General features: G+C 72.3%; 21 protein-coding genes. 12 read left to right on the top strand and 9 right to left on the bottom strand.

All coding sequences use genetic code 11. The features are described from left to right. Positions 1-11: 11 nt before the first annotated feature. Genes ABEA43_RS35245 through atzF form a run of 4 tightly spaced genes read left to right on the top strand, consistent with a single transcriptional unit; the run spans position 12 to position 4,119 of the window. A complete protein-coding gene (locus ABEA43_RS35245) occupies positions 12-1,175 on the top strand; it encodes a BMP family ABC transporter substrate-binding protein (RefSeq protein ID WP_345568733.1) in 1,164 nt (387 codons plus the stop codon). Positions 1,176-1,180: 5 nt separating this feature from the next. Beyond that, complete coding sequence (locus ABEA43_RS35240; protein ID WP_345568731.1) at positions 1,181-1,750, top strand: isochorismatase family protein; 570 nt, start codon at positions 1,181-1,183, stop codon at positions 1,748-1,750. 3 nt (positions 1,751-1,753) lie between these two features. Continuing rightward, positions 1,754-2,431 carry a biuret amidohydrolase gene (gene biuH / locus ABEA43_RS35235; RefSeq protein ID WP_345568730.1) on the top strand — a complete coding sequence of 226 codons (678 nt, stop codon included), beginning with the start codon at positions 1,754-1,756 and terminating at the stop codon, positions 2,429-2,431. Next, positions 2,428-4,119: an allophanate hydrolase gene (atzF, locus tag ABEA43_RS35230; RefSeq protein ID WP_345568728.1), complete on the top strand. Its 1,692-nt coding sequence runs from the start codon at positions 2,428-2,430 to the stop codon at positions 4,117-4,119. Before biuH ends, atzF begins: the two co-directional genes overlap by 4 nt. A gap of 7 nt (positions 4,120-4,126) precedes the next feature. Here atzF and ABEA43_RS35225 read toward each other — a convergent pair whose 3' ends face one another. The 3 genes from ABEA43_RS35225 to ABEA43_RS35215 form a co-directional block, all read right to left on the bottom strand. After that, positions 4,127-5,032: a cation diffusion facilitator family transporter gene (locus ABEA43_RS35225; protein WP_345568727.1), complete on the bottom strand. Its 906-nt coding sequence runs from the start codon at positions 5,030-5,032 to the stop codon at positions 4,127-4,129. After that, positions 5,032-5,445, bottom strand: a complete 414-nt coding sequence (locus ABEA43_RS35220; protein ID WP_345568725.1) for an ArsR/SmtB family transcription factor — start codon at positions 5,443-5,445, stop codon at positions 5,032-5,034. The genes ABEA43_RS35225 and ABEA43_RS35220 overlap by 1 nt, the downstream gene beginning before the upstream one ends. Positions 5,446-5,612: 167 nt before the next feature. Further along, entirely contained in the window at positions 5,613-7,457 is a 1,845-nt protein-coding gene (locus ABEA43_RS35215; protein WP_345568724.1) for a bifunctional copper resistance protein CopD/cytochrome c oxidase assembly protein, read from the bottom strand. Between the two features lie 246 nt (positions 7,458-7,703). Here ABEA43_RS35215 and ABEA43_RS35210 point away from each other — a divergent pair, with 246 nt between their 5' ends. From ABEA43_RS35210 to ABEA43_RS35200, 3 genes are all read left to right on the top strand, one after another. Further along, positions 7,704-9,830, top strand: coding sequence for a SpoIIE family protein phosphatase (locus ABEA43_RS35210; RefSeq protein ID WP_345568722.1), 2,127 nt, complete (start codon positions 7,704-7,706; stop codon positions 9,828-9,830). A gap of 99 nt (positions 9,831-9,929) precedes the next feature. Beyond that, positions 9,930-10,451, top strand: coding sequence for a SigE family RNA polymerase sigma factor (locus ABEA43_RS35205; protein ID WP_345568720.1), 522 nt, complete (start codon positions 9,930-9,932; stop codon positions 10,449-10,451). 23 nt (positions 10,452-10,474) lie between these two features. Then, the gene (locus tag ABEA43_RS35200; RefSeq protein WP_345568719.1) at positions 10,475-11,281 is read left to right on the top strand and encodes a hypothetical protein; all 807 of its coding nucleotides are present in this window, start codon (positions 10,475-10,477) and stop codon (positions 11,279-11,281) included. A gap of 93 nt (positions 11,282-11,374) precedes the next feature. Here the strand turns inward: ABEA43_RS35200 and ABEA43_RS35195 are convergent, their stop codons facing one another. The 3 genes from ABEA43_RS35195 to ABEA43_RS35185 all read right to left on the bottom strand — a co-directional run bounded on the left by ABEA43_RS35195 (position 11,375) and on the right by ABEA43_RS35185 (position 12,843). After that, the gene (locus ABEA43_RS35195; protein WP_345568718.1) at positions 11,375-11,971 is read right to left on the bottom strand and encodes a dihydrofolate reductase family protein; all 597 of its coding nucleotides are present in this window, start codon (positions 11,969-11,971) and stop codon (positions 11,375-11,377) included. A 90-nt stretch (positions 11,972-12,061) separates the two neighbouring features. After that, positions 12,062-12,391 (bottom strand): putative quinol monooxygenase, encoded by a 330-nt coding sequence (locus ABEA43_RS35190; RefSeq protein ID WP_345568717.1) that lies wholly within the window; start codon positions 12,389-12,391, stop codon positions 12,062-12,064. Between the two features lie 59 nt (positions 12,392-12,450). Continuing rightward, positions 12,451-12,843 (bottom strand): VOC family protein, encoded by a 393-nt coding sequence (locus ABEA43_RS35185; RefSeq protein WP_345568715.1) that lies wholly within the window; start codon positions 12,841-12,843, stop codon positions 12,451-12,453. 122 nt (positions 12,844-12,965) lie between these two features. Between ABEA43_RS35185 and ABEA43_RS35180 the strand changes: the two genes are divergently transcribed. Continuing rightward, positions 12,966-13,229, top strand: coding sequence for a DUF4235 domain-containing protein (locus ABEA43_RS35180; protein ID WP_345568713.1), 264 nt, complete (start codon positions 12,966-12,968; stop codon positions 13,227-13,229). Between the two features lie 120 nt (positions 13,230-13,349). On the opposite strand, the gene sigJ is transcribed toward ABEA43_RS35180, so the two are convergent. After that, entirely contained in the window at positions 13,350-14,276 is a 927-nt protein-coding gene (gene sigJ, locus ABEA43_RS35175) for an RNA polymerase sigma factor SigJ (RefSeq protein ID WP_345568712.1), read from the bottom strand. Between the two features lie 147 nt (positions 14,277-14,423). On the opposite strand from sigJ, the gene wrbA reads away from it, so the two are divergent. Continuing rightward, positions 14,424-15,032 (top strand): NAD(P)H:quinone oxidoreductase, encoded by a 609-nt coding sequence (gene wrbA, locus ABEA43_RS35170; protein ID WP_345568710.1) that lies wholly within the window; start codon positions 14,424-14,426, stop codon positions 15,030-15,032. 438 nt (positions 15,033-15,470) lie between these two features. On the opposite strand, the gene ABEA43_RS35165 is transcribed toward wrbA, so the two are convergent. Continuing rightward, positions 15,471-15,638, bottom strand: a complete 168-nt coding sequence (locus ABEA43_RS35165; protein WP_345568708.1) for a hypothetical protein — start codon at positions 15,636-15,638, stop codon at positions 15,471-15,473. Between ABEA43_RS35165 and ABEA43_RS35160 the strand changes: the two genes are divergently transcribed. The 3 genes from ABEA43_RS35160 (at position 15,630) to ABEA43_RS35150 (ending at position 18,760) form a co-directional block, all read left to right on the top strand. Further along, a complete protein-coding gene (locus ABEA43_RS35160) occupies positions 15,630-15,947 on the top strand; it encodes a hypothetical protein (protein WP_345568706.1) in 318 nt (105 codons plus the stop codon). The two genes, ABEA43_RS35165 and ABEA43_RS35160, sit on opposite strands and share 9 nt — an antisense overlap. Positions 15,948-16,104: 157 nt before the next feature. Then, positions 16,105-17,601, top strand: coding sequence for a rhodanese-like domain-containing protein (locus ABEA43_RS35155; RefSeq protein WP_345568704.1), 1,497 nt, complete (start codon positions 16,105-16,107; stop codon positions 17,599-17,601). 187 nt (positions 17,602-17,788) lie between these two features. Further along, positions 17,789-18,760 carry a C40 family peptidase gene (locus tag ABEA43_RS35150; RefSeq protein ID WP_345568702.1) on the top strand — a complete coding sequence of 324 codons (972 nt, stop codon included), beginning with the start codon at positions 17,789-17,791 and terminating at the stop codon, positions 18,758-18,760. A 35-nt stretch (positions 18,761-18,795) separates the two neighbouring features. Here ABEA43_RS35150 and ABEA43_RS35145 read toward each other — a convergent pair whose 3' ends face one another. After that, a complete protein-coding gene (locus ABEA43_RS35145) occupies positions 18,796-19,332 on the bottom strand; it encodes a TetR/AcrR family transcriptional regulator (RefSeq protein WP_345568701.1) in 537 nt (178 codons plus the stop codon). Positions 19,333-19,408: the final 76 nt, after the last annotated feature.

Below are 19,408 nucleotides of genomic sequence, written 5' to 3'. Positions count from 1 at the left end.
AGCGACCCCCGGTGAAGATCCGCTCACGTCCCTCCACCGCTCTGCTCGCGGCCCTGCTCGCCGCCTCGCTCACGACCGCCTGCGCGGCCAACACGGCCGGTACGGCCGCCGCCCCCGCCGCCGCCACCGCCGCGGGCGCGCCCGGCAAGGGCTCCCCCGCCGCCGGATTCATCTTCGTCGGCCCCAAGGACGACTACGGCTACAACCAGGCCGCCTACCAGGGCAGCCAGGCCGTCGCCAAGGCCTTCCCCGACGTCAAGGTGCTCACGGCCGAGAACGTCCCCGAGGACGACAACGCCGCCCGCGTCATGAACAGCATGATCGCCAAAGGCGCGAAGATCATTTTCGCCACCAGCTACGGGCACCTCGACGCCGCACTCAAGGTCGCCGCCGAGCACCCCGACGTCGCCGTCATCCAGCAGGGCAACCTCATCACCGGCGCCGTGCCCAAGAACTCCGGCACCTACTTCGGCACCGTCTACGAGCCCGTCTACCTGGCCGGGATCGCGGCGGGCAAGGCCACCAAGAGCAACAAGCTCGGCTACGTCTACGCCTTCCCCATCAACCAGACCATCACCAACATCGACGCCTTCCAGCGCGGCGCCGCCTCGGTGAACCCGGACGCGCGGACCTACGTCGTCGGCACCTCCTCGTGGTGCGACCCGGCCAAGCAGGCCGAGGCCGCGGCCAACCTGCTCAAGCAGGGCGTGGACGTCCTCACCCAGCACCAGGACTGCACCGCCACGGTCATCAAGGCGACCGAGGCGGCCGGCATGTACACGGTCGGGTATCACGCCGACGCCTCCGCCCTGGCGCCCAAGGGCTGGCTGACGGGCTCGCAGTGGGACTGGGACGCGTTGTTCACCGACATCGTCAAGACGGCCAGGGAGGGCCGGTTCACCGGCAGCCCGTACAACGCCAACTTCCGGGTCGGGCTCAAGACCGGTGACAACCCCTTCGTCCAGGCGCCCTTCGGCCCGGCCGTGGACGCGGCCACCAAGGCGGAGATCGACAAGGCCAGGACGCGGCTCGGGTCGGCCGCGGGCTCGCCGTTCGCGGGGCCCGTCAAGGACCAGGACGGCGTGGTACGCATCCCGGAGGGCACCGTGCCCGACTACGCGGCCATCGAGAAGATCGACTACTTCGTCGAAGGCGTCGTCGGGAAGCTGCCGTGACCTGCGTGCCGGGCACGACCCCGTACCCGTGGCCGTGGCACGGGGAGCTGGATCCCGAGCGGCTGGCGTTGCTCCTGGTCTCCTGTTACGCGGACGACCGGCCGCCTCCCGGCGACCTGGCGGCGGTCGTCCGCGCGGCCGGCGGGCTGGTGGCCGGCGTCCGGGTGCGGGCCCCGCGGCCCGCCGCCGGCGAGAGCGCCGCCTCCTGGATCGACATGCCGGTGAGCGCACCTGGCTGGGCCGACGTGCCGGTGAGCGCGCCCTCTTGGGCCGACGTGCTGGTGAGCGTGCCCGGCTGGGACGGCTTCTACGCCGGCCCGCTGGACGCGCTGCTCCGCCGGCACGGCCGCGACCTGCTGCTGCTGGCCGGATGCTGCCTGGAGACCGGCGTCCACTCGACCCTGCGCTCGGCCAACGACCGGGGCTACGAATGCCTGCTCGTGGCCGACGCCACCCGGGCCGCCCGCGCCGACCTGCGCGCCGGAGCGGTGTCCACGATCGAGATGTCCGGCGGGATCTTCGGCGCGGTAGGCGCGTCCGCAGCCGTCGCCGCCGCCCTGACCGGCAAGGAGTGAACGATGACCATCGCTGTCGAAGCGGAGCCGTACGCGTGGCCGTACGACGGGGCGCTGTCGCCCGAGCGGACCGCCCTGGTGTGCGTGGACTGGCAGACCGACTTCTGCGGCCCCGGCGGATACGTGGACGCCATGGGCTACGACCTCTCGCTGACCAGGGCCGGGCTCGGGCCCACCGCCAAAGTGCTGGCGGCGGTCCGCGAGCGCGGGTTCACCGTCGTGCACACCCGCGAAGGGCACCGGCCCGACCTGTCGGACTGCCCCCCGAACAAGCTGTGGCGCTCGCAGCGGATCGGCGCGGGCATCGGCTCGGCCGGACCGGCCGGGCGGATCCTGGTGCGCGGCGAACCCGGCTGGGAGATCGTCCCCGAGGTCGCGCCGGTCGACGGCGAGCTGATCGTCGACAAGCCGGGCAAGGGCGCCTTCTACGCCACCGACCTGGACCTGCTGCTGCGCACGCGCGGGATCACGCACCTGATGCTCACCGGGATCACCACCGACGTCTGCGTGCACACCACGATGCGCGAGGCCAACGACCGCGGGTACGAGTGCCTGCTGCTGACCGACTGCACCGGCGCGACCGACGAGGGCAACTACGCGGCGGCCGTGAAGATGGTCACCATGCAGGGCGGCGTCTTCGGCGCGGTGGCCACCTCCGACCGGCTCCTGGCGGCTCTGTGACCACGACCGGACGCGTCCGCCGCGCCTACGCGCGCATCGAGGAGTGCGACCGGCCCGAGGTCTGGATCACCCTGCGCGACCGCGAGGAGGTGCTGGCGGACGCGGCGCGGGTGGACGCCCGTGCGGCGGCGGGCGCGGATCTGCCGCTGGCGGGCCTGCTCGTCGCGGTCAAGGACAACATCGACGTCGCCGGGCTGCCCACCACGGCCGCCTGTCCCGCCTACGCCTACACGCCGGGCGTCTCCGCGCCCGCCGTGGCCAGGCTGGTGGCCGCGGGCGCGATCGTGCTGGGCAAGACCAACCTCGACCAGTTCGCGACCGGCCTCGTCGGCACCCGCAGCCCGTACGGGGTGGTGCGCGCCGTACACGATCCCGAGCTGGTGTCGGGCGGCTCCAGCTCGGGGTCGGCGGTCGCGGTCGCGCTGGGCATCGCCGACCTGGCGCTCGGCACCGACACGGCGGGCTCGGGCCGGGTGCCCGCCGCCTTCCAGGGCATCGCCGGGGTCAAACCCACGCTGGGGCTCGTCCCGACCGGGGGCGTGGTGCCGGCCGCGCGGCCCTTCGACTGCGTCACGGTGTTCGCCGCCACGGTCTCGCTCGCGCAGTTCGCGGCGCACGTGCTGGCGGATCCGCCGGAGCGGCCCTGGCCGCCGGACGCGCCGCTGGCCGCGCCGCCGGTCCCCCGGATCGCCCTGCCCGACCGGCCGCTCCCCGAGCTGTCGCCGTCATGGGCGCGGGCGTTCCAGGCGGCGGCCGACCGGCTGGCCAAGGCCGGGGCCGAGCTCGTGCCGATCGACGTGACGCCGTTCCTGGAGGCGGCCACGCTGCTGTACGACGGGGCGTTCGCGGCCGAGCGGTACGCCGCGTTCGGCGCGTTCATCGATGCCCGGCCCGAGGAGATCGACCCCAGCGTGCGCGCGATCGTCACCGGCGCCCGCGACATCCCGGCGCACCGGCTCGCCCACGACCGCGACCGGCTGGCCGGGCTGCGGGCACTGGCGATGGAGCGGCTGACCGGACTCGACGCGCTGCTGCTGCCCACCGCGCCGTTCCAGCCCGGCATCGCCGAGGTCGCGGCCGACCCGATCGGCGTCAACAGCCGGCTCGGCGTCTACACGAACTTCGTCAACCTGCTCGACCTGTGCGCGGTGGCCGTACCGGCGGGTGAGGCGGACGGCGGGCCCTTCGGGGTCACGCTCATCGGCCGGCCGTTCGCCGACCAGGTCGTCGCGGACCTGGCCAGGCTGCTGGACCCGGGGCCACCCGTGGCTCCGGCCGCCCCGGCGCTGCCGCTCGTGGTCTTCGGCGCGCACCTGTCGGGGCAGCCGCTCGTGGTCTTCGGCGCGCACCTGTCGGGGCAGCCGCTGAACCACCAGCTCACCGCCGCCGGCGCGCGGCTGGCGCGGGGCGTGCGCACCGCGCCGGAATACCGGATGTACGCGCTGGGCGACCGGCCGGGGCTCGTCAGGGACAGCGCCGGCGGGTTCTCCCTGGAAGGCGAGCTGTGGTTGCTGCCGCCCGCCGCGCTCGGGCCGTTCCTGCACGGGCTCACCGCGCCGATGGCGCTGGGCAAGGTGCTGCTCGACGACGGGAGCGCGGTGACGGGCTTCGTGTGCGAGACGTACGCGGTGGCGGACGCTCCCGAGATCTCGCGGTTCGGGAGCTGGCTCGCCTACCTGGCGCGCTGACCGGAGGTCACCAGCCGAGCTCGTCGCAGCCGTTGTGGTCGGCCGGCTCCACCTGGAGGGTCGCGTGCGCGACGCCGTGGCGCTGCCGCAGCAGGTCGCGGGCCTGGTCGAGGACGGCGTGGTTGTCGCCCTGGTCGACGGTGACGAGGTGGGCGGTGGCGACGTTCATGCCGGAGGTCAGGGTCCACAGGTGCAGGTCGTGGACGTCGCGTACGCCGTCGATCGCGGCCAGGTCGGCGGCGACGGCGCCGGCGTCCACGCCCTCGGGCACGTGCTGGCCCAGGACCGCGAACACCTGGCGGCCGAGCGAGACGGCGCGTACGGCCACGAAGACGCCGATGGCCAGGGCGATGACGGTGTCCCAGTACGCCTGGCCGGTGGCGGCGACGAGCCAGCCGGCGGCGATGACGCCCACCGAGCCCGCCGTGTCGGCGACGACCTCCAGGTAGGCGCCCTTGACGTTGAGGCTCTCGCTCGCGCCGGAGCGCAGCAGCAGGAGCGCGACCACGTTGACGGCCAGGCCGACGGCGCCGACGACGATCATCGGCCCGGAGGCGACCTCGGCGGCCCTGCCGATGCGGCCGACGGCCTCGGCGACGACGTACAGGGCGACGCCCAGCATCAGCACGACGGCCAGCAGCGACGCGAACACCTCGGCCCGGTAGGAGCCGTAGCTGCGCCGGCCCGTGGTGTCGGGGCGGGTGGCGATCCTGGTCGCGACCAGCGCCGCGCCGAGCGTGACCACGTCGGCGGCCATGTGCCCGGCGTCCGACATGAGCGCCAGCGAGCCCGAGATCAGGCCGTAGCCGAGCTCGACCACGAAGAAGGCGCCGATCAGGATGAAGGAGACGCCGAGCCGCCAGCGGTGCCGGCCGCCCGCGTGCCCGTGCCCATGCCCGTGTCCCGTTCCCATCACGGGCTCCCGTCGCGCTCGGGGTGGATGGCGTCGGTGTGCTCGGTGTGGGCGAGCGCCAGATCGAGCAGCATCCGTACGTGCGGGTCCTCCAGCCGGTAGTACGCCATCCGCCCGGAGCGGCGCGCGGCGACGATGCGGTGCGCGCGCAGCAGCCGCAGGGCGTGGGAGACGGCGGACTCGCTCTGGCCGGTCACCGCCGCGAGATCGCACACGCACAGCTCGCCGTCCAGCAGGGCCACCAGGAGCCGCAGCCGGTTGGGGTCGGAGAGCAGCCCGAACACGTCGGCCGTGTCGGCCAGGTCCCCGGTGGCGGGCATCCGCTCGCGCACGGCGGTGACCCGGTCGGCGTCGACGACCTTGACGGCGCAACCGTCAATGGCCAGCATCCCGCCATCTGAAGAGCTATTCATATGAACAAAGATAGCGGGCGGCTCGGGCCGTGTGTCAAGAGCGACACGGCACCGGGCATGTGGCAGGCGGGACTACCGGGCATGTCTCGGGCGGGACTTCTGGGCGTATGGCAGGCAGGACTTCCGGGCGTATGGCAGGCGGACAGCCAGCCATGTGGCGGGCGGGACTATCGGCCCGCGACGGTGTACCTACCCGCGACCCGACCGGCGGTATTCCTGCCCGGCCGCCACAGCCGGACGGCCAGCAGCGCGATCGGGGGCAGTGGCAGCAGCACGAAGACGGCCCCGGCCAGGCGCTGGCCGTCGAGCAGGCCGGGCGCCCCCGCGGGCGCCGCCACGACGTACCAGCCGGCCGCGACGGGCGGCCCGAGCAGCAGGGCGGCGCCCAGCGCGAGCTGGACCACGGTGACCACGGCCAGCAGCCAGCCTCTCGCGGCCGGCGGGAACGGTCTCGGCAGCGGGTCCACGCCCGCCGCCACCCAGAACGTGAGCAGCCCGGTGAGCAGGAACAACAGCCCGGTGAGCAGATGGGGGCCGTGGGCCGACAGGGACCAGGGCAGCCAGGCTGTCCCGTACAGCAGGAGGCCGGGCAGCGTGCAGGCGGCCAGCAGGAGCGCGGGGTGGGTGCCGCGCCAGGCCAGGAGGCGCTCGCCGACGTTCCCGTACTGGGAGGTGGCGGTGGTGGCCCGGGAGACGAGGGTGACGGGCGCGCCCAGGCACAGCAGAACGGGCGCGACGACGGAGAGCACGACGTGCTGGACCGCCTGGACGGACGGCATCGCGCGGGCGTAGCCGTCGGCCCCGCCGACCAGGACGAACGCGATCAGCGCCAGGCCCGCGTACCAGGCGAGGGTGCGGCTCGTCGGCCAGGAGGCGAGCCTGCGCACTCCCAGCAGGTAGCCGATCGCGGGCAGCGCCAGGAGGAGCAGGACCGCCGGGTCCGGGCGTACCTCGGTGAAGAGGGCGCCGAGGGTGAAGGGGGCGAGGTCGTACCCGAGTGCCTGGTCACCGTGGCCGCCGGCGGAGACGGGCGGCGGGGTGCGCGACAGGGCGGCGGCCAGGCCCATGGCGGCCGTCATCACGACCACCTCGCCCGCCGCGAGCCGGGCGAAGGTGTGGCGCACGCTCCGCTCCTGCGCCCGCGCGACTGTGCGGCGGCGGTGGGTCCAGCCGAACCAGCCCAGCACCGCGAGGACGGCGACCTTGGCCAGGAGGAGCTGGCCGTAGCGGCTCTGGTAGAGGTCGGCGGGCGTGTTCAGCCGCGCCCACGCGCCCGCCAGGCCGGAGACGGCGACCGCCGCGAAGCAGCACAGGGCGATCGTGCTGAACCTGGCCAGCACGAGCGCGAGGTCGCCGGAACGCCGGAAGTGGACGAGCACGGCGGCCAGCCCGCCGACCCAGATCGACACGGCCAGCACGTGTGACAGCAGGGCGGAGACGGCGAGATCGTGGTCGCCGGAGGAGGCGGCGTGGCCCACGTACGAGGGCGGCAGGATCGCGAAGGCCGCCGTCGCCAGCCGGACCCAGCCGGGCACCCGGGGCAGCAGGGTGAGCGGCACCAGCACCGTGGCCAGGGCGAGCACCAGCAGCATGGCCTGGGCCTGCGGGCTGGACGCGCCGAAGCTCAGCAGCTCACGGAAGGCGAGCAGGTCGGCGAGCGGCATCGGGATGATGCTGGACACGGTCAGCAGGTAGCTCATGGCGGCACTGGCGGCCCAGCCGAGCGCCCACCAACCGGCCGCGCGGGTGCAGCCGGCCGACTCGGGCGAGGTGGCGGGGGCGAGGACCGCGGCGGCCAGCAGGGTTCCCAGGCAGCCGACCGCGCACAGGTTGACGCAGAACCGCGCCACCGGCAGGCCCCAGTCGGTGAACGGCCCGGCGCTGGGCAGCCCGGCGATCTCCGTCTCGACGATGCCGCCGCCGAACCGGAGCGCGACCACCAGCACCACCACACCTGCCAGGACGGCCCCGGCCGCGCACGCCCACACCCGCAGGACCGCACCAGATCCCATGTACGGGGATACGCCGCTCCACGGGCAACGGTTCACCGGCCGGGTGCGCAGATCATCGGCCTCCGCAGGGGGCGACCGTGTTGCGGACCTCATGGGGGCGTCGGGAAAAGCCCATGTTCCTGCCACTTAGTCATCAGAATCCAGCAATGGGCGCCCTTGCTCCGGTTATGCGCACTTACAGTTGACCCATGGCCGGTCCCGGAGGTTGTGTACCGACGTCTCCGCAGGGTGGAGCGGGGTAGGCCCGTGCAGGGTGACGCCGGCGGGGCCGACCCGCGGTACGCCTCGGAGTCGGACGAAGTGCTGATCCGTGCCGCCCGTGACGCGGGGGCGCACATCGCCGCGAGCTATCTCCTGGCCGAGTCGGACGAGGTCCTGTACATGGACGCGGAGGTCGGCCTGCCGGCCCAGATCGTCAAGCCGTGGTCCAGGGTCCGGCTGACGGCCGGTGTTCCCGTGGCCGCCGCCGCCCGCCGCCGGCAGTTCGTCTGGGTGCCCAGCCACCAGGAGCTGGCCTGCCGCTTCCCCGCGACCGCGCTGGCCCTGCCGTACCAGTTCACCGCCGCGGCGGCGCCGATCATGACGGACTCGCACGTGTGGGGCTCGGTGGTGCTGCTCTGGCCGGCCTCGCACCCGTACGAGCTGGATCCCGGCGAGCGCGAGGCCATCGAACGCGCCTGCGCCGAACTGGGCGAGCTGCTGCGGCAGGCGGCCGAGAGCGGCGATCCGCGGCTGCCGGGAGACGAACCCCGCGTCCTCGATCCGGCGCAGGACCGGCCTCAGGACCCGCACGACGCCTCCGCCGCGGCCTGCTACCTCGACCGGCTCCGCGAGGGCTGCCTCGCGCTGGACCTGGAGGGCCGCATCACCTTCGTCAGCGTCACGGCGGCCGACCTGCTCGGCGGCGACGTCACCGGCCTGCTGGGCAGGCCGCTGTGGGAGGCGGCGTCCTGGCTGAAGGACCCCGTGTTCGAAGATCGCTGCCGCGCCGCGGTCGTGAGCCAGGAGACCACGTCGTGCACGGCCCGGCGGCCCGACGGCAGCGCGCTGGACATCCACCTCTATCCGGATCCGACCGGCATCAGCCTGCGCATGACGCCCACCCTGGACGATCATCCGCACCGGCGGCAGCCGCAGCCCGGGTCCGGCGGGCTGGCGAAGGCGGATGCCTACTACAACTTCCTGCACATGGCCGCGGCGCTGACCAGGGCGCTCAACGTGCGCGAGATCGTCGAGCTGGTCGCCGACCATGTGATGCCGGTGTTCAAGGTGCAGGCCATGGCGATCCTGATCGCCGAGGGCCGCCGGATGAAGATCGTCGGCTCACACGGCTACGAAAGTGAGGTCCTCGACCGGTTCGACGGCCTGCCGCTGACCTCGGACACCCCCGCCGAGCACGTTCTGCGCACCCGCGAGCCGGCCTTCTTCGCCGACTTCGACGAGATGCGCCAGGCCCACCCGGACGTGATGCACCGCGACGAGATGGCCGCCTGGGCGTTCCTGCCGCTCATGGTCTCCGACGAGATCGTCGGCACGTTCGTGCTCGCCTTCGGGCAGCCGCACGTGTTCACCGCCGAGGAGTGCGCCAGCCTCACCGCCCTGGCGGGGCTGACGGCCCAGGCCCTCGACCGCGCCCTGCTCTACGACACCAAGGACCGGCTCGCCCACAGCCTCCAGGAGACGCTGCTGCCCAACAGCCTGCCCGAGTTCCCCGATCTGGAGGTGGCCGCCAGGTACGTGCCCGCCAACCGCGGTGTGGGCATCGGCGGCGACTTCTACGACCTGATCCGCCTGAACGACACCTCCGCCGCGGCCGTCATCGGCGACGTCCAGGGGCACAACATGACGGCCGCCGCGCTCATGGGACAGGTGCGTACCGCCATCCACGCCCACGCCGTCGCCGGCGCCAACCCCGGCGAGGTGCTCAAGCACACCAACCGGCTGCTCATCGACGTGGACACGGACCTGTTCACCAGTTGCCTGCTCGTGCACTTCGACCTGCAGCTGCGCACGCTCTGCGTGGCCAGCGCGGGACACCTGCCGCCGCTGCTGCGCCCGCCGAACATGCCCGCCGAGATCATCGACGTGCCGGCCGGCCTGCTCCTGGGCGTCGACCCCGACGCCGACTATCCGACGCTCGAAGCGCCGTTCCCGCCGGGAGCCCTGCTCGCCCTCTACACCGACGGCCTGGTCGAGACGCCCGAGATCGACCTGGACGTCGCCATCGCCGACCTCGCGGGCCATCTGACCCGGGCCGAGTACGAGCCCGTGCACGAGCTCTGCGACCTGCTCGTCAACCACGCCCCGCACACCGGCAGGCGCGCCGACGACATCGCGCTGCTGCTCATCGAGCATCGCCCGGCTCCCGGCTGACCGTCCCGGGTATCCGGTGCGGTAATCGCACTCTCCGGTCAACCGGGGGCCGGTCCCGGGGCGTGACAGGGGTGGCTGTCACCGACGAGAGGAGCCCGGGTGGACGCGGAGTTCGTGGATTTCGTACGCCGGCGGGGTGACCACCACCTGAGGACGGCGGTCCTGCTCACCGGGAACTGGCACACCGCCGAGGACCTGGTGCAGTCCTGCCTTAGCCGGTTATATCGGGTGTGGCCGCGCCTGGACACCAGCAGCGACCCGGACGCCTACCTGCGGCGCATCATGGTGAACACCTACCGATCATGGTGGCGGGCGCGGTGGCGGCGGGAGATCCCGCGGGCCGAGCTGCCCGATCTGCCCGATCCGGCCGACGTGGGCGAGGCGGGGGCGGTGGCCGAGGACGTGCGCGGGGCGCTGGCGAAGCTGCCGGTCAGGCAGCGTACGGCCCTGGTGCTGCGGTTCTTCGCGGACCTGCCGGAGTCGGAGGTCGCCGGCCTGATGGGCTGCTCGGCAGGCTCGGTCAAGACCCACACGCATCGGGGCCTGCGGGCGATGCGGCGGCTGATCCCGCCGGGCGCGCTGGTCAACCGAATCGAGGAGGAAGGGAGTGGGATCCGGTGAGACACCGAGACGAGGAGCCGTCCATGACCAAGTCGAGTCCGGTGGGACGCCGGCACGAGAAGCCGTCCATGACCGAACACGAACTCCGTACCCTGCTCATCCGGGCGACCGAGGACCGGCCTGCGGGGATCGACCTCCTGCCGGCGCCGCCGCGGCGCCGCAGGATTTCCCTGCCGGTCGCGTCGCTGGGGGCCGCCGCCGCGCTCGTGGTGGCCGTGGCCGCGGCGGTCGTGGTGCTGCTGCCCGGCGCCCAGTCCTCGGCCCAGGCCCAGGTGGTCGCCGCGGTCGAGAACACCGGCCAGGAGAGCTACCGCATCCACACCGTGTCCGGCCCGAAGACCTTCGAGGGCGCCTTCGACCCGGCCCAGCGGGTGGGCGTCATCACCAGGACCGGGGACGGGGCCGAGACCCGCTTCATCGGCGACCTGATGTACGGCAAGGATCCGGGGGAGGCGAAGTGGACGGTGGCTCCGCGCAACGACGCGGAGATGGCGGCCGCGCCGCCGGCCGTCGCCCTGGTCAAGCTGGCTCCGCTGGACCCCCAGGCGGCCCTGGAACGGCTCCGCTCGGCCACCGGCGTCAGTGAGAGCGGCTCCGCCTCGGGGCCGGGCTGGGCGGGCCTGCGGTTCGCGTTCACGCTGGAGGCGGTCACCGGCAACGTCGACGTGGACGACCAGGGCCGGGTCCGGCGTCTGGAGGTCACCTTCGGCGACGGGAAGGGCCTCGTCATGGACATCACCGGCTTCGGCACGGCCGTGACGGTCGAGACCCCGCCCGCCGACCAGGTGCAGCAGGCCCCGGCGGACAAGCCGAAGCCCAAGAAGCCCTGACCGCCGCACGACCGCGCAGCACGACCCGGCCTCCTGGCTGGATCGCGGGCGGGGTGCGGCGGATGGGGTGACCGGCCGCGTGACCCGGGGGTGCTACCGGGTCACGCGGTAGGTCACGTGGGTGACCAGGCCGGTGCCCGCCACCTTCACCGGTTCGAGCGCGAGGCGCCCCACGCCCTCGAACAACCGCTCCCCCGCCCCCAGCACCACCGGCGCGATGTGCACCCGCAACTCGTCGATCAGCCCGGCCGCCAGATACTGGTTCACCGTGTGCGCGCCGCCCGCGATCGAGACGTCGTCGTCGCCGGCCGCCTTGCGCGCCTGCTCCAGCGCCGCCTCGGGCCCGTCGGTCACGAACGTGAACGTCGTCCCGCCGCCCATCCGCACCGGCTCGCGCACGTGGTTCGTCAGGACGAAGACCGGCGCGTGGTACGGGGGCTCGTCCCCCCACCAGCCCGTCCAGTCCAGGTCCCAGTCGCCCCGGCCGGGGCTGAACATGTTGCGGCCCATGATGAACGCCCCCGCCGCCGTGATCGCCTCGATGACCTCCGCATTGGCCTCCGGCTCCTCGAACATCCACCGGGTGAGGCTGTCACCGACCCCTTCGCCGAACGGGTTCTCCAGGCTCTGGTTGAGACCGGCGGCGAATCCGTCGAGGGACATCGCCATGTCACAGGTGACCTTGCTCATTTACTGACTCCTGCCGTGGGCTGCTTCTCGTTCTTTCATCGGGGAGTCGGAGCCGTCTGCGCGTTCTCTACATGGCGGCGGAAAGAATCTTCAGCGGGTGCCGTCCGAGCTCGGATAGGGGCTGATCATGGTGTCGAAATAGCCCTCGGGGAGGTCTTCGAGGTAGTCGAGCACGTTGTCCAGGAAGTCGCGCAGCGACGGGTAGAGGGTGTTGTGCCGGTCCAGGTCTTCCTGCGAGCGCCACACCTCGTACAGGAAGAGGCGGCCGTCCTGCTGCTCGTGCAGGTGGTACGCGAGGTTGCCCGCCTCCTGCCGGGTGGGCTCCACGAGGGCGGCGAGCAGGTCCTTGACCTCGGCTGCGCGCTCGGGCTTGGGGCGGAGGAAACCGTAGAGAGCGATGGGGGTTTTCGTGTCGTTCATGCCTCGAACATAGGACCTGCCACAGATGTGAGATTCAACCGGTCACGGTATGACGTGGGTCACATCGCCCGGGTGTCGCGCCGCAGCGGATGATCGGACGGGATCTCCACCAGGACGATCCGGTGGCCGTCGGGGTCGGCGATCCACATCTCGATCAGCCCCCAGGGCTCCACCGAAGCCTCGCGGAGTATCGGGACGCCCTCCCGCCGCAGCCGCTCCTCCTCGCGCCGGACGTCGCGTACCTGGAGCCAGATCGACGGCCCGCCACTGACCGGGGACTCGGCCTTCCCGGAGACCTCCAGAAATCCCTGGCCCAGGAAGAACACCGTGCCGGGCGCGTCCGGCGGCCCGAACTCCCGGTACACGGCCAGGCCGAGCGTCTCGGCGTAGAAGCGGCGGCTGCGCCCGGGATCGACGGGCCGCAGCAGCACGCGGCTGCTCAGCACGTCCATGCAGGCACCGCCCGTTGCTGGAGATCCACGAGGCCATCGTAGGCACGCGACCTGTCCGAACCGCGTGTTTAGGAGCGTGACACGGGGCATTGGCACACACCACTCGTACGGAAGGAACGAACATGGCCCCGGTGGAGAAAGCCCTGTCGCTGGGAATGAGCCTGCTGAGCGCCACGCTCGCGGCCGCGCTCTTCAAACGGGTGTGGAAGCAGGCGTCGGGCCAGGACGACGCGCCGGACGCCGATGACCTCGGGCGCGGCTGGACGGAGATCCTCGTCGCGGCCACGATCCAAGGCGCGATCTTCGGCCTGGTCAAGGCGGCGGTGCAACGGGCGGGAGCGCAGACGTTCCGGAGCCGTGCGGTCGAGAGCCGCTCCAAGCGCTGACCCGCCGGCAGGCCCGGCGCGTTCGAGAGCCGCTCCACGCGCGGACACCGTCCGGCAGGCCCGGCGCGTTCGGTGTCGTGACGGTCCGGGCGCTGGGCGGACGAGGACAGGGCACGGGCGTCAGTTCGCCGTCCAAGGCCGGAGCTTGTCGGGGTTGAGCACCGCCCAGATGCGCTGGATCCGGTCGCCCGCGATGTCGAACGCCAGCACCGACATGGTGACGCCGTCCACCTGAGCCATCAGACCGGGCTGACCGTTGACCGTGGTCTCCAGGATCGTCATGTCGAACGCCGCGCCGGCCCGATCGGCGTAGAAGCGCGCGATCTGCTCGGCGCCCACGACCGGGCGGAGCTCGGCACTGACGCGCCCGCCGCCGTCGCCGGTCGCCGACGCGTCGGGGGCCAGCAGGCCGATGAGAGCGTCGATGTCCTTGGCCTCCCAGGCCTGCTTGAAGGCCCTGACGATCCCGGCGCGCTGGGCGGCGGGGGTCGCGGAGGCCGCGGAGGGACCTTCTGACGCGCGGATGCGACGGCGGGCCGAGGAGGCGAGCTGGCGGCAGGCCGCCGGCGTGCGGCCGACGATCTCGGCCACTTCCACGAACGTGTAGCGGAAGACGTCGTGCAGGACGAACGTGACGCGCTCGGCCGGGGTCATCGATTCGAGCACGACGAGGAAGGCCATGTTGACCGACTCGTCGAGGGTGACCCGGTCGGCCGGGTCGGCCGGGGTGCCGCTGACCCATTCCGTACGGCCGGGCAGCGGCTCGGGGATCCATTCACCGACGTAGCGCTCGCGCCTGGCCCGTGCGGAGCCGAGCAGGTCGAGGCAGATGCGGCTGGCGACGGTCGTCAGCCAGCCGCCGGGGGACACGATGTCCTCCTGCTGCTGCCGGGACATGGCGTACCAGCGGACATACGTCTCCTGTACGACGTCCTCGGCGTCGGCCAGGGAGCCGAGGAGCCGGTAGGCGAGGTTGATCAGCTGACGTCGCTCGCTCATGATCGCGCTCAGGCCCGGATCGGGATGGTCGTCGGTTGAGTTGCTCACGGTGTCGCCGGCTTTCTTGGTCGGATCGTCCCTCACTCCCGTTCGACGAGACATCGCGCCGAACTGTGAGGTCTGCGCGTCACCTCACACTCCGCGGAGCCATGTCGTCGTACTGCTGCCACGAATCCTGAGGAAGGAAACCCGGACATGGAACCCGTGAACGTCGCGATCATTTACTACAGTGCCACAGGCACCGTGCACACCCTGGCGCAGGCCGTAGCCGAGGGCGCGGAGAAGGCCGGCGCGAACGTGCGGCTGCGCAAGGTCGCCGAGCTCGCCCCGCCGGAGGCGATCAGCACCAGGCCGGAGTGGGCCCAGCACCTCCAGGACACCGCCGGCGTCCCCGAGGCCGGGCTCGACGACCTGGACTGGGCCGACGCGGTGCTGTTCGGCACCCCCACCCGCTTCGGCAACCCGGCCAGTCCGCTCAGGGCGTTCATCGACACCACCGGCCCCCTGTGGTTCCAGGGCAAGCTCGCGGACAAGGTGTACTCGGCCTTCACCGCCTCCAACACCGCCCACGGCGGACAGGAGTCCACCCTCCTGGCGCTCGGGAACACGTTCTACCACTGGGGCGGCATCATCGTGCCTCCCGGCTACACCGACCCCATCCAGTTTCAGTCGGGCAACCCGTACGGCACCTCCCACGTCGTCGGCGACGGCCCGCCCAGCGAGGTGATCCTGCAGGCGGCCCGCCACCAGGCCCGCCGCGTCGTGGACACCGCGGCCGCACTCAAGATCGGCCGCGCCGCCTGACCGACCGCGAAAGGGCCAGGAGCAGGCATGCCACTGCCCACCGGCGTCAGGGCCGGCGGGCAGCGGGTGCGGCCACGGAAGCGGCAGGTACCATGACACACTCGACCACGACGTCGGGACTGCCGTGCTATCGGGGGCTCGCCGATGGAATCACTGGACCTGGGGCCGATCCCCTACCACGAGCGTTTGACGTTCGTGTGGATCGCCACCGGACAGCACAAGTACGGGGAGCTGAGAGGCGTGGCTGGCCGAGGTCGGCGGGTGGTACCTGCACCGGTGGGATGGGGCCGAGTGGAAGCCGATGCGGAACCCCGAGGGTGAGGTGGGGTCGGCGTGGCTGGAGCGGGTCGCCGCTTCCGGGCCGGGACAGGTCTGGGCGATCCAGCAGGCGGACGGCGCGACCCAGGCCATCCGGTGGGAAGGTTCGCGGTGGAGCGTTCACCCGTTGCCCCAGGTCTCGGCTCCGTCCCCCAGCCCCGCCACCGCGGGCTGCGTCAGTACGGGGTGGCCGCGGTTCTCGATCCAGGCCCTGGCCGTACCCGCTCGTGATGACGCCTGGGCCGTGGGTTCGGTCCTGGTGGAGAAGCCTGGGCGTGCATGCACCACGTGGCGAAGGAGGGCGTGGTCCTGCACTGGGAGGGCGGGCAGTGGAGACGGGTGGAGCGCCCGCTGCCCGGGACCGCGCTGACCGTTGCGCGGGCGGACGCAGAGGGAGGGGTGTGGATCGCGGCCAACCCCGTCCAGGGTCGCCGGCCGTACCTGCTGCATGTCAAGGACGGGCGGTGGAGCGAGCATCCGCTGCCCGAGGGGCCGACCGAGATCATGGATATCGCGCCGGTGCCCGGAACCACCCGGGTGTGGGTGTACGCCAGGCAAGGCAGCCGGGTGTCGCAGCTCTACGAGCTGACCAAGTGACGCCACCGGCGCACTCATGCATACCCCGCTAGTACTGGACCCCGAGCGAGCCGAACCGTCTCCTGGCCCCCTGCGCCAAGTATCAACTATGCATGATAGTAATGCGATATCCGGGCAGCAGGACGACCGGGGGTTCAGGCGAGCGAGTGGAGCAGGTGTGAGCGGCAACGGCGTACACGTCATCGAGACCTCGTCTCTGGGGGATCACAGCTATCTGGCCACCGACGGCCGGACGGCGGTCGTGGCCGACCCGCAACGCGACGTCGACCGCGTCCTGGCCCTGGCGGGCCGCCTCGGCGTCCGCATCACGCACATCGTCGAAACGCACCTGCACAACGACTACGTCTCCGGCGGCCTGGAGCTGGCCAGGCTCACCGGCGCCCGGTACGGGATCGCGGCGGCGGACAAGGCGACGTTCGACCACACGCCGCTCGCCGACGGCGACACCGTCGAGGTGTCACCGGCGCTGCGGCTGCGCGTGGTGGCCACGCCCGGCCACACCTTCCACCACCTCTCCTACGTCCTGGACCGCCCGGCCGGGGCCGAAGGCGTCTTCACCGGCGGGTCCCTGCTGATCGGCGCGACCGGCCGTACCGACCTGCTCGGCGACCAGCACACCGAGGCCCTGGCCAGGGAGCAGCACGCCTCCGCGCGCAAGCTCGCCGGCCTGCTGCCCGGCGGTGCGGCGATCTGGCCCACGCATGGGTTCGGCAGCTTCTGCTCGGCCGGCCGAGCCTCGGGCGGCCAGCCCTCGGGCGACGCCTCCACCATCGAACGCGAAAGCCGGAGCAACCCGGCACTGCGCCTGGCCGAGGACGACTTCGTGACCGAGACGCTGGCGGGGCTGGACGCGTACCCCGCCTATTACGCCCACGTGGGCGCCGTCAACCTGACCGGCCCTGAGCCGGTGGACCTCCGCCCTCCCGCGCGCCCCGACGCCCATGACCTGCGCGAACGGCTCGACGCCGGCGAATGGGTGATCGACCTGCGGCACCGTACGGCGTACGCGGCCTCCCACCTGGCCGGGACGATCGGGCTCGGCCTGGACGGGTCGCTGTCCACCTGGCTGGGCTGGCTCGCCGCCTGGGGCTCCCCCGTCACCCTGATCGGCGAGAGGCCGGAGGAGATCGCCGCCGCCCAGCGTGAGCTGGCCCGCATCGGCATCGACCGGGTCGCCTCGGCCGCGACGGGCCGGCCCCGCGACCTCGCCGCCGACCCGGCGCAGCTCCGCAGCCTCCCCACCGCGACCTTCGCGGACCTGGCGAACGCTCTCCCCGACACCGCACACGACTCTGACGCGAGCCCGGCCGCACAAGCACCTGGCGCGAGCCCGGCCACGCGAGCGCCCCAGCTGAGCCCGGCCACGCGAGCGCCCGGGGCGAGCCCGGCCGTACCTGCGCCTGAGGTGGTTCTGGACGTGCGTCTGGGCAACGAGTGGCGGGCCGGCCACATCGGCGGCGCGACCCACATCCCGCTCCCCGACCTCGAACGACGCATCGAGGAGATCCCGCAGGGCGCGATCTGGGTGCACTGCGGCAGCGGTTACCGCGCCACCGTCGCGGCCTCGCTGCTGGCCAGGGCCGGCCGGAGCGTCGTGCTCATCGACGACGCGTTCGACGCGGCGGCCGCCGCCGGCCTGCCCATCACCACCTGACCGAAAACAAGTGAACGCACCCGGTCCGATGCGCGTATCTACACATGAGCCGCCCGCACCATCCGCTACCCGGCTTAGTAAGCAATGCCCGCCCCGAAGAACCGCTCCGGCCAGGACGAAGGCACCCCGATCTGCTGTACGATCTCGCCCCAGATCTGATGACTTACGAGGAGACATCGTAGTGACCGTGCCGAAAAGGCTTGGACGAACAGCAGTGGCCATCACCCTGGCATCGGCCACGTTGCTCGCCAACCCCGGCGCGGCCGCGGCCGATCCGTCGCCCGCCCAGGCCAGGGCCAAGCTGGTCAAGCTGAACGAACAGGCCGACAAGGTGGTCGAGCAGTACAACCAGGCCACCGAGACGCACAAGACCGCCAAGACGAAGTACGACGTGCTCAATGCCGAGGTCGGGCAGAAGGACGCGCAGGCGGAGGCCCTGCGGCGCGATCTCGTCACGGCGGCGGTCAGCGACTACCAGGCGGGCTACCAGGGCTGGGAGCGGTTCGTCGCCCAGGGCAGCCCGGAGGCGATCCTGGGCGGCATGGCCTCGCTCGACCAGATGGCGCAGAGCAGGGCGGCGAAGCTGCGCGCTTTCGAGGCGGCCACCAAGGATCTGCGCGACAGGCGCGACGCGGCCCGGACGGTGCTGGCGGAGGCCGACGCGGCCCGCGACAAGGTACGCGGCCAGAAGGCCAAGGTCGACAAGCTGGTCGCCGAGCAGACCCGGATCCTGCGCAGGCTGGGCGCGTTCCAGACGGGCAATCCCCGCAGCACGGGCATCACGTACACCGGCTCCGCCTCGGGCAACGCCCGGGCGGCACTCCAGTTCGCCTTCGCCCAGGTCGGCAAGCCCTACCGGTACGGCGGCACGGGCCCGGGCTCCTTCGACTGCTCGGGCCTGACCCAGGCCGCCTGGCGCTCCGCGGGGGTCTCGTTACCCCGCACCACCTGGACGCAGTGGAGCTGGGGCGCCGCCCGCCGCGTCCCCCTGAACGCGCTGCAGCCCGGCGACCTGCTGTTCAGCAAGGGGCTCGGGCACATGGGCATGTACGCGGGCAACGGGAAGATGGTCCACGCCCCGCAGACCGGGGACGTCGTCAAGGTGGTCGCTCTCGACGGCTACTGGCGCAACCGCCTCCTCGGCGCGATCCGCCCATAAGCAACCGCCCCTCGGCGCGATCCGCCCATAACTCGTCACCGCTGGTCCAGCGCCGCTCGCACACCAGGCCCGACGGCCGCGCGGAAGGCGGCGTCCAGCTCGGCGGGCGAGGCGCTGGTCTCGCCGTCCACCCACGACCGCAGCAGCCCCATGAACGCCCCGACCACGCACGTCACCAGCAGGTCGAGCGAGTCCGGCGCCCGGCCGCCCGGGGCGCTGAGCTCGTGCCTGACGACGGCGGCGAGCAACTGCTCGCCGCGCGCGAGCACCAGCCCGCCGCTGCGCCGGCCCAGCAGCGCCCGTACGAGCTGACGCTGCTCGCGTACGTGCTCGAACATCGGCAGGCTGAACGCGAAAAGCTCCCCCGGCCCAGTGGATGGCTCAGGGTGGAGGAAGCCGAGCTCGTCGAGGTTGCTGAACAGCACGTCCTGCTTGTCGGTGAAGTGCGAGTAGAACGTGGACCGGCCCACGTCGGCGCGCTCGATGATGTCGGTGACGCTCACCGCGTCGTAGCCCTTCTCCAGGATCAGCGCCACCAGCGCCTCCTGGACGATCCGCCGCGTACGTCGCACCCGCCTGTCTCCGGACACTTTCCCGCTTTCTGTTCAGTTCGGCACAGCGTGGCCGTACTGCCCGTTGACTCCCTCT

The sequence above is a fragment of the Nonomuraea rosea genome, assembly GCF_039539705.1.
GTDB lineage: Bacteria > Actinomycetota > Actinomycetes > Streptosporangiales > Streptosporangiaceae > Nonomuraea > Nonomuraea rosea.
This window is presented reverse-complemented; position numbering and strand designations above follow the sequence as displayed.